8 protein-coding genes and 1 pseudogene are annotated in these 8,876 nt (G+C 67.2%); 3 read left to right on the forward strand and 6 right to left on the reverse strand.

The annotated features are described in order from the left end of the window. Positions 1–260 (reverse strand): annotated as a pseudogene (locus DBR34_RS24295) (LysR family transcriptional regulator); the annotation flags it as partial. Positions 261–464: 204 nt separating this feature from the next. Between DBR34_RS24295 and cysK the strand changes: the two are divergent. Both cysK and DBR34_RS20025 read left to right on the forward strand, forming a co-directional pair. Beyond that, positions 465–1,424 (forward strand): cysteine synthase A, encoded by a 960-nt coding sequence (gene cysK, locus DBR34_RS20020; protein ID WP_128098080.1) that lies wholly within the window; start codon positions 465–467, stop codon positions 1,422–1,424. A gap of 246 nt (positions 1,425–1,670) precedes the next feature. Further along, positions 1,671–2,267: an O-acetyl-ADP-ribose deacetylase gene (locus tag DBR34_RS20025; protein WP_128098081.1), complete on the forward strand. Its 597-nt coding sequence runs from the start codon at positions 1,671–1,673 to the stop codon at positions 2,265–2,267. A gap of 60 nt (positions 2,268–2,327) precedes the next feature. On the opposite strand, the gene DBR34_RS20030 is transcribed toward DBR34_RS20025, so the two are convergent. Further along, entirely contained in the window at positions 2,328–2,963 is a 636-nt protein-coding gene (locus tag DBR34_RS20030; RefSeq protein ID WP_128098082.1) for a hypothetical protein, read from the reverse strand. A gap of 296 nt (positions 2,964–3,259) precedes the next feature. Between DBR34_RS20030 and DBR34_RS20035 the strand changes: the two genes are divergently transcribed. Beyond that, on the forward strand, positions 3,260–3,928 hold the full coding sequence (locus tag DBR34_RS20035; RefSeq protein ID WP_128098083.1) for a hypothetical protein: 669 nt from the start codon (positions 3,260–3,262) through the stop codon (positions 3,926–3,928). Between the two features lie 30 nt (positions 3,929–3,958). Here the strand turns inward: DBR34_RS20035 and DBR34_RS20040 are convergent, their stop codons facing one another. From DBR34_RS20040 to DBR34_RS20055, 4 genes are all read right to left on the reverse strand, one after another. Continuing rightward, positions 3,959–5,290: a M1 family metallopeptidase gene (locus DBR34_RS20040; protein ID WP_128098084.1), complete on the reverse strand. Its 1,332-nt coding sequence runs from the start codon at positions 5,288–5,290 to the stop codon at positions 3,959–3,961. A gap of 178 nt (positions 5,291–5,468) precedes the next feature. Next, a complete protein-coding gene (locus tag DBR34_RS20045) occupies positions 5,469–6,473 on the reverse strand; it encodes a class I fructose-bisphosphate aldolase (RefSeq protein ID WP_128098085.1) in 1,005 nt (334 codons plus the stop codon). A 167-nt stretch (positions 6,474–6,640) separates the two neighbouring features. Continuing rightward, positions 6,641–8,107, reverse strand: coding sequence for a pyruvate kinase (pyk, locus tag DBR34_RS20050; protein WP_128098086.1), 1,467 nt, complete (start codon positions 8,105–8,107; stop codon positions 6,641–6,643). Between the two features lie 213 nt (positions 8,108–8,320). Continuing rightward, a partial coding sequence (locus DBR34_RS20055; RefSeq protein WP_128098089.1) for an HAD hydrolase-like protein occupies positions 8,321–8,876 on the reverse strand: 556 nt, incomplete at its 5' end.

Raw genomic sequence — 8,876 nt, forward strand, 5'->3', positions numbered from 1 at the left:
TGGTTGGCCGCGTAGGTGCGGATATTGTTGGCCTCGCCCAGCACGGCGCGTGCGCGGCCAATCACTTCCACGCCGGCCGGCGTGACCGCTTCCAGGCTGCGCCCCTTGCGCACGAACAACAGGAAGCCCAGCTCGTCTTCCAGCTGCTTGAGCTGCTTGGACAGGCCAGGCTGGGTGGCATGCACCCGCGACGCGGCGAGCGTGATGTTGAGCTCGGCGTCGGCGATGGCCACCAGATAACGGAGTTGGGTCAGCGTCATGGGCGTGTGGCACGGCAGGCGAAGGGAGGGCAATCCGACTGTAGGGCAATTGCCGTCACCAGCTTATAACCAAATGTTGTTTAAGAAGGGTATCAGGTCATTTCCCGGGGGCATATGCCGGGGCTACGGTCTGCCGGAGCATCCCCGCCCTGCCCTCCCCCTGCCGCGCCGGGCGCGGTGAACGGACTTCCCTGGAGCATTCCCATGGCCCTGTACAACTCGATCCTGGACACCATCGGCAACACCCCGGTGGTCCGCCTGAACCGCATCGCCCCCGACCACGTCACCGTCTACGCCAAGGTCGAGTCGTTCAACCCCGGCGGCTCGGTGAAGGACCGGCTGGCGCTGGCGATCATCCTGGACGCCGAAGCGCGCGGCGTGCTCAAGCCCGGCGACACCATCGTCGAGGCGACCTCGGGCAACACCGGCGTGGCGCTGGCGATGGTGGCGGCCGCCCGCGGCTACAAGTTCGTGGCCACCATGGTGGAAACCTTCTCCATCGAGCGCCGCAAGCTGATGCGCGCCTACGGGGCCAAGGTGATCCTGACCCCGGCGGCCGAGCGCGGCTCGGGCATGGTGCGCCGGGCCAAGGAGCTGGCCGACGAGCACGGCTGGTTCCTGGCCAGCCAGTTCGCCAATCCGGCGAACCCGGCCTACCACCGCAATACCACCGCGCCGGAGATCCTGCGCGACTTCGCCGGCAGGCGCCTGGACTACTTCGTGACCGGCTGGGGTACCGGCGGCACCCTGACCGGCGTGGGCGAGGTGCTGAAGGTGGCCCGCCCGGACACCCGCATCATCGCCACCGAACCGACCGGCGCGGCACTGCTCAAGGGCGAGGAATGGAAGCCGCACAAGATCCAGGGCTGGACCCCGGACTTCGTGCCGGAGGTGCTCAACCGCGGCGTCTACGATGAACTGCTGAGCATCGACGACGCCCGCGCGATTGAAACGTCGCGCCGGCTGGCTGCCGAGGAAGGCATCTTCGTGGGCATCTCGGCCGGGGCCACGGTGGCCAGCGCGCTGGACATCGCCGACCGGGCCGAGAAGGGCAGCGTGATCCTGGCGATGCTGCCCGACACCGGCGAGCGCTACTTCTCCACCCCCCTGTTTGCCGACATCAACGAAGGCTCCGACGACGACTGGCTGGCCGGTCTGCCCTGAGCCCCGCGTTGGTCTGATGAACCCCGAGACGCCCACCGCCCGGTGGGCGTCTTCGCATTCAGCTATCGCCTTTGCCTTCATCTACGGTGAAGCCAATGGGCCGCATCGTGTGAACTGCAGGGCGGCGCACGCCGGGTCGCGCCGCCTGAGACGATGATGACGCAGCCTAGATCCCCCGCGCGGTAACGTGCGAGACAGCAGTCACCCGTTGCATGGACCCGGTATCAGTATCAAGGAGCGGCACGCATGAAGATCGAAGTGTGGCAGGGCGACATCACGACCCTGGCGGTGGATGCGATCGTCAATGCGGCCAACGAATCCCTGCTTGGCGGCGGCGGCGTGGACGGCGCGATCCATCGCGCGGCCGGCCCGGCGCTGCTGGCCGAATGCCAGGCCCTGCCCGAGATCCGCCCGGGCATGCGTTGCCCCACCGGCGAGGTGCGCGCCACGGCGGCCTACAACCTCCCGGCCCGCCATGTGATCCATACGGTGGGCCCGGTGTGGCAGGACGGCCAGCGCGACGAACCGGCCCTGCTGGCCAACTGCTACTGGAAGTCACTGCAGCTGGCCGAAACGCTGGGTCTGCAGTCGATTGCGTTCCCGGCCATCAGTTGCGGGGTATTCGGCTACCCGATCCACCAGGCGGCACAGGTGGCCGTGACCGAAACCCTGGCGTGGCAGCGCAGCCATGCACAGCCCAAGCGGATCGTACTGGTGGCCTTCAACACGGCCACCGCGAAAGCCTACCTGCAGGCACTGGCATCGGCAGGACAGGCCGCCGACGAGCCTCGCCCGCTGGTGATGCCACCGCTGGGCGATGCAGGATTGGCCGCGTCGCATTGATCGCACGCGCTTGGTGCAGGAAAAACGCCGGCATCGCCGGCGTTTTCCACATCGCCTTGATCAAGGGCAGACCTGGGTGATCTGGGCGGTGCAGTTCAGCCCACCGCCTGAGGCGGGATACTGACCGCCACACGACAGCGCGACCGTGCCCGGCCCGGAGGAGGTGATCGTCTGGCCCGCCGTCATCGACGCATTCGCGCCCGGCGCCTGGATACCGCAGGTTGTGCCACCGGTCCCACCCGTGGCGGACACGCACTGGATGGTGGCATTGGCCTTGACGGCCGCCAGCCCGCGATACGAGCTGCCGCCGCTGGCCGATCCGGAAATCGTCTGCGATGCCGTGCACACCGTATCGTCGATCTGCGCGGTGCAGCTCAGGCCGCCGTTGGCGGGGTAGCTGCCGTTGCAGTTGAGGACCACGTTGCCGGCGCCCGTGGTGCCGATCGACTTCCCTACTTCCACCACGCCGTTCCAGCCCGGGGCCTGCAGGCTGCAGCGCGGGATGGTGCCCGCCGTTGCCCCGGACGCCTGGGTACAGGTGACGCGGGACGCCGAGGTGGCCGTGGCGCTGCCCGGGGTGGAGCCACCGTTGCGGGTGCTGGCGGTGATGGTCTGGGTGGCCGCGAATGCGACGCCTGCAAGCAGACCCCCTGCAACGAGTACGGCCACTACACCGGGAAACAGTTGACGCTTCATCATCACTCCTACTCCTGTTGGGAAGAACGTTCCATTCCGATGAAACATGGCACAGCCGCAACGCCGGATGGCAGCAGACGCATCGCGCGCCCCTCCGCACACGCTCCCCGGCCATCGTAGACCGCGTATGTAGATGCTTGAACCGATAGGCCACATGCATCTCAATCCAGCCTACTGCGCATGCCGCGAATCGAAACGTGAACTGTGTTCTATTTCCACCTGCGTACCGCCGATAGTGTCTGCGCTGTACCACGCGGTTGTGGCGCAGGGGTTCGGCAGCCAATACGGAGAAGGGGATGCGCAAGGGAAGCACGCGGTGGGGAATCGGCCTGGCGGTGGTCGTGCTGGTGGCCGGTGCCTGGTACGTCCTGCAGCCACCGTCCGTGGCCAACCTGCTCGGCGTGGGCGCGGCAGCGTCAGCCACGTCGGGGACGCGCGCACCGCAGCTGCCCCACACCAGGCATGACGCAGATGCGCCCGCCGCGCAGCAGGCGTCTCCGTCGATGGCCCATGCGTCCAGCGCAACGCCCTACCTCGCTTTCGAATCGGCGATGCTGCAGGGCTCGGCACTCTCCTTCGACCAGGCCATGCTCGCGCTGCAGGGCGACGCGTTCGATCATTACCTGTCGCTGATCGCCCAGCAGTCCATGCGCGTCCCGGAAGCGGCGGAATTGACCGACGCGTATTCCCGGACATTGCAGGCCGCACTGAAGGACACCCCGGGGCTGTCGATGCAGAATTTTGCCTGCGGGCTGAGCCTGTGTGCGGGCACGATCTCCACGGACAGCCGCACTGATGCGGCGCAGGTGGAGCAGTGGCGACAGTCGCTGTCGCTGGGCGGCAATACGCCCGCCTATTCGATGATCGATGTGACGGTGGACGGCAAGGACGGCCGCGTCGAGCACCGTTTCATCTTCTCTTCCGATGCCAGCATCAACGGCATCCACGGGCCGTCATTGCCGTAAGGCGGCGGGGGCCTGCCTTGACCGGCGTTTTCAGCGCGCCGTTATGTCTGCGCTGTACACCCACTGCTGGAACAACGGCTGCAGCGAGCGCCCGGCGGCCTTTTCCATCGCGTGCTGGAAGTCGAGGGTGGTCACCGAACGCCCATCGTTGGCCACGGTGTAATCGCGCAGGCCACGCCAGAACGCGTCCTCCCCCAGTTCACCGCGCAGCAGGTGCAGTACATACGCGCCCTTGCGATAGACCACTGCGCGGTCGTCGGCGGTGGGCGCATCCCAGGAGGCATAGACCAGCGCATGGTCGGCACCTTTGGCGCGCAGCGCGTCCAGCCGCGTGCGCCAGCCCTGCACCTGCGCCTGGTAGGCCGCCTCGCCCTGCGCATGCTGCAGGTACGCGGCGGTCATGAAGTTGGCCATGCCTTCGTTGAGCCAGAAGTGTTGCCAGCTGGCGCAGGTCACCCGGTTGCCCCACCACTGGTGGGCGGCCTCGTGCGCCATCAGTGCGGTGTCGTCCGGATCGTCCAGCACGCCCTGCCCGTAGGCCTCGGACATCAGCGACAGCCCGGCCATTTCCTGGCCGATGGTACGTTTCACCAGTGCTTGCTGGTAACTCTCACCGCGGTAGGACAGCCCGGCGCGCGCAGCGAAGAAGTCGAGCATGTCGCCGGTGCGGGCAAACAGCGTCTGCAGTTGTGCCGGCGTTCGATCCACCGACAGGAAGCGCAGCGCGATGGGCCCGTGCTGCTGCGCCGCCTGCTGGTAACGGCCGGCGGCAAAGCCGTACACATAGCCGGGCATCGGCGTGTCCAGCTGCCACCGGTGTTCGATGCGACCGTCGGCCAGCACGCGCGTGGGCAACGCGCGCCCGGTGCCGGTGGCCAGCAGGCCGGGGGGCAAGGTCACCGACAACGCCAGCAGGGCCCGTTCATCGGGCGCATCCACCGAGGGCATCCACTGGCTGGTGGAAAACACGGTGTAGACCTCGTCGCGCTCGGGCGCGAATTCCAGGCCGAACGGTGGCGCGCCCGCATAGACGATCCGCACGCTGCCGGTATCGCCTGCCCGCAGCGGCGCGGCCAGGGTGATGTGCACGCGGCTGTCGCCCTGTTCGAACGACAGCGCGCGGCCGTCCTGCTGCACCGACGCAATGGTCAGCGCGCCACTGTCCAGGGTCACGGCGTGCAGCTGCTGCTCGGCCCGGAAGTGCATCACCAGCGTGCCGTCAACGCGCTTGCCGGGGATGTCGGGCACCAGCGCCACGCGGTAGTCCAGCACATCGAAGCCGCGGGCAGGCGCGGCGTGGCCGAGCGCGGCGCAGAGCAGCAGTGGAAGGGCCGACAAGCAGGTCCATTTGCGCACGATCATCGATCGTCATCCGGGAAAGATGGATCGCATCGTGCCAGAAAAAATGGTGTGGGCGGTGCGTTGCAGTGCGGCCGACGGTTCGATCACGCGTGGCGTGCAGCCACCCATGGGGTGGCTCTACCGGCAAAAAAAATGCCGGCACAGGGCCGGCATTTTTTCAGGTGCGGTCAGGCTGGTATCAGCCGTTCCACTTGCCCAGTGCCGCCTGGCCATTTTCCTTGGCGCGGTCGTACACGGTCTGCTGTGCCTTGGCGATGTTGGCCTTGGTGTCCTTGGCCCACAGCTTCAGCGCGGCCTGCTGCATGGCGCGGCCGTAGGAGAAGCTCAGCGGCCACGGCAGGTTGCCCATCTGGTTCATGGCATCCAGGTGCGCGGTGGACTGCTCGTCGGTCTGGCCGCCGGACAGGAACACCACGCCCGGCAGGATCGCCGGCACGGTGCTCTTGAGGCACATCACGGTCGACTCGGCCACTTCCTCGACGTCGGCCTGCTCTTCGCAGCCCTTGCCGGAGATGACCATCGAGGCCTTCAGGATGGTGCCTTCCAGCAGCACGTTCTGCTGGTACAGCGCGTCGAACAGCGAACGCAGGGTGGCTTCGGTGACTTCGTAGCAGGTCTCGATGTCGTGGTCGCCGTCCATGATCACTTCCGGCTCGACCATCGGCACCAGGCCGCATTCCTGGCACAGCGCCGCATAACGGGCCAGCGCGTGGGCGTTGGACTCGATGCAGGTGCCCGACGGGATGCTTTCGCCGATGTTGATCACCGCGCGCCACTTGGCAAAGCGCGCACCCAGCTTGTAGTACTCCTGCAGGCGCTCGCGCAGGCCGTCCAGGCCTTCGGTCACCAGCTCACCGGGGCAGCCGGCCAGCGCGTGGGCGCCCTTGTCGACCTTGATGCCCGGGATGATGCCGTGGTCGGCCATGTACTTGGCAAACGGTACGCCGTCCTTGGTGGACTGGCGGATGGTTTCGTCGTACAGGATCGCGCCGGAGATATGCTCGTTCAGCTTCGGCGTGGTCAGCAGCATTTCGCGGTAGGCGCGACGGTTCTCTTCGGTGTTTTCCAGGCCGACGCTGGCGAAGCGCTTGCCGATGGTGCCGGTGGATTCGTCGATCGCGATGATGCCCTTGCCCGGGGCGACCATGGCCTGGGCGGTTTCGGCCAGCTGTTCGATGCTCATGTATTTCCTGTGGCGGGTGCGGGAAAACCGCAATTATAGCCCCCGCCTCCTGTGAACTGACCGTCCACAGAATCTGGAAACGCTTTCAGGTGCCGAACGCAGGACGGCGCGACGTTTCCGCCGCGCCGCCGTGTGCTGCACTGCCGGGTTTTTGCCCGGCGCGGCCCTTACAGGTCGCCCAGACCGCTGGCGCGCCCGTCTTCACCCACTTCCAGCAGGCGCAGGGTGTTGGTGGCGCCATGGGTTTCCATGTGCTCGCCGCTGGTGAACACCACGCGGTCACCGGCCTGCAGCTGGTTGGCTTCCACCAGCAGGCGGATGCTGCCGCGTGCGGCTTCGCGCGGGGTGAAGCCGCGGCTGTCGAAGTTGATCGGGAACACGTCGCGCATCAGCGCCATCTGGCGACGGGCGCCGTCGTGGCGGGTCACCGCGAACACCGGGGCCGAGGCACGGAAACGCGACAGGTAGCGCGCGGTGCCACCGGATTCGGTCATCGCCACGATCGCGCGCACGCCCACGTGCTGGGACAGGAACATGGTGGCCATGGCAATGGCCTGGTCGGCACGTTCCAGATTGCGCGGCGAGGCGCCGAAGTCGGTTTCGGTCTGGAACTGCCGTTCGGCGCCCAGGCAGATGCGCGCCATCGCTTCGACCGCCTTGACCGGGTACATGCCCGCGGCCGTTTCGGCCGACAGCATCACCGCATCGGTGCCGTCGATGACCGAGTTGGCCACGTCCAGCACTTCGGCGCGGGTCGGGATCGGGCTTTCGACCATCGACTGCAGCATCTGCGTGGCGGTGATCACCACCTTGTTCTGGGCCAGCGAGGCCTTGATGATCTTCTTCTGCAGGCCCGGCAGTTCGGCGTCGCCGATTTCCACGCCCAGGTCGCCACGGGCGACCATCACCACATCACTGGCGTCGACGATTTCTTCCAGGTTCTCGATGGCTTCGGTGCGCTCGATCTTGGACACCAGCGCGGCGTAGCAGCCATGCGATTCGGCAATGGCGCGTGCATCGTTCATGTCCTGCGCGTTGCGGCAGAACGAGACGGCGATGAAGTCCACGCCGATCTTGGCCACGATGCCGATCAGTTCCTTGTCGCGCTCGGTCAGCGCGCCCAGCGACAGGCCACCGCCCTGCTTGTTCAGGCCCTTGCGGTCGGACAGCACGCCGTCGTTGAGCACGGTGTTGATGATGCGCTCGCCCTGCACTTCCAGGACCTGCAGCTGCATCAGGCCGTCGTCGAGCAGCAGCACGTCACCGGCCACCACGTCCTGCGGCAGGCCGAGGTAGCTCACGCCCACCTGGGTGGTGTCGCCCGGGGGCGGGTTGGCCGCGGCGACCAGGTCGAAGCGGTCGCCCGCCTTGAGGTGAATCTTGCCCTCGGCGAAGCGCTCGATGCGGATCTTCGGGCCCGGCAGGTCGGCCAGGATGCCCACTTCCACGCCCACGCGCTGCGCGGCGGCGCGCACGTCGGCGGCACGCTTGGCCTGGCCGGACGGGTCACCGTGGCTGAAGTTGAGGCGGACCACGTTCACGCCGGCGCGGAAGAGATCCTCCAGCACGCCCGGCGGGTCGGTGGCCGGTCCGAGGGTGGCAAGGATCTTGGTGCGGCGCTGACGCTCAATCATGGTAAATGGGCTCCCGGGAAAGGATCGAAATTAGCACACCCTTCACGTCCCATGAATACGTTTACAGCCTTGGGGCAGCTGGCTCTTGCTGTTGTCCTGCAGACACCGGCGGACCGCCGGGCGGACATCGGTTGGCGTCCAAATGCCGACAAGGCCCGACCCGGTTGGCTTTGCGCGCGACATGCGGCGGCGTACGGGACGCCGCCGCGTGCCTCAGGCGAGCAGCGTGAGCAGGTCGTCCGGCGTGTTTGCCAGGTGCTGCGCACCGGCCAATTGCAGTTCGTCGGCGCCGCCAAAACCCCACAACACGCCGATATTGCGCATGGCGTGATGACGCGCGCCGGCAATATCCATGCGCCGGTCGCCAATCATCCAGCACTGGTCCGGGGTCAGCGACAGGCGCTGCAGGGCTTCGGCGACCAGCTGCGGTTTCTCGCTGCGGCTGCCGTCGATAGTGGCGCCGATGACGTCCTCGAAGCAGCTGCCAAACGGCAGGTGGTCGATGATGCGGCGCGCGTGCGGCTCGTTCTTGGCCGTGACGATGGCCAGCCGGTGGCCGCGGTCGTGCAGTTCCTGCACGACCTGGCCGATACGCGGGTACACCGCGTGTTCGCGCCAGCCCACCACGTCGAAGCGTTCGCGGTAGTAGGTGACTGCCTGTTCGACATCGGCCGGGTCGGCAAACAGCGGCGCGAAGCTGGTGCGCAGCGACGGGCCGATCCAGCGCCGCAGTTCATCCTGCGGCGGGACCGGCTGGCCCATCTGGGTG

The sequence above is a fragment of the Stenotrophomonas sp. HMWF003 genome (assembly GCF_003061285.1).
GTDB lineage: Bacteria > Pseudomonadota > Gammaproteobacteria > Xanthomonadales > Xanthomonadaceae > Stenotrophomonas > Stenotrophomonas maltophilia_AP.

Excerpts from the sequence above, each read along its gene's own strand:
- cysK (WP_128098080.1), top strand. The coding sequence starts at position 465 with ATGGCCCTGTACAACTCGATCCTGGACACCATCGGCAACACCCCGGTG.
- DBR34_RS20035 (WP_128098083.1), top strand. The coding sequence starts at position 3,260 with ATGCGCAAGGGAAGCACGCGGTGGGGAATCGGCCTGGCGGTGGTCGTG.
- DBR34_RS20040 (WP_128098084.1), bottom strand. The coding sequence starts at position 5,290 with ATGATCGTGCGCAAATGGACCTGCTTGTCGGCCCTTCCACTGCTGCTC.
- DBR34_RS20030 (WP_128098082.1), bottom strand. The coding sequence starts at position 2,963 with ATGAAGCGTCAACTGTTTCCCGGTGTAGTGGCCGTACTCGTTGCAGGG.
- DBR34_RS20045 (WP_128098085.1), bottom strand. The coding sequence starts at position 6,473 with ATGAGCATCGAACAGCTGGCCGAAACCGCCCAGGCCATGGTCGCCCCG.
- pyk (WP_128098086.1), bottom strand. The coding sequence starts at position 8,107 with ATGATTGAGCGTCAGCGCCGCACCAAGATCCTTGCCACCCTCGGACCG.
- DBR34_RS20025 (WP_128098081.1), top strand. The coding sequence starts at position 1,671 with ATGAAGATCGAAGTGTGGCAGGGCGACATCACGACCCTGGCGGTGGAT.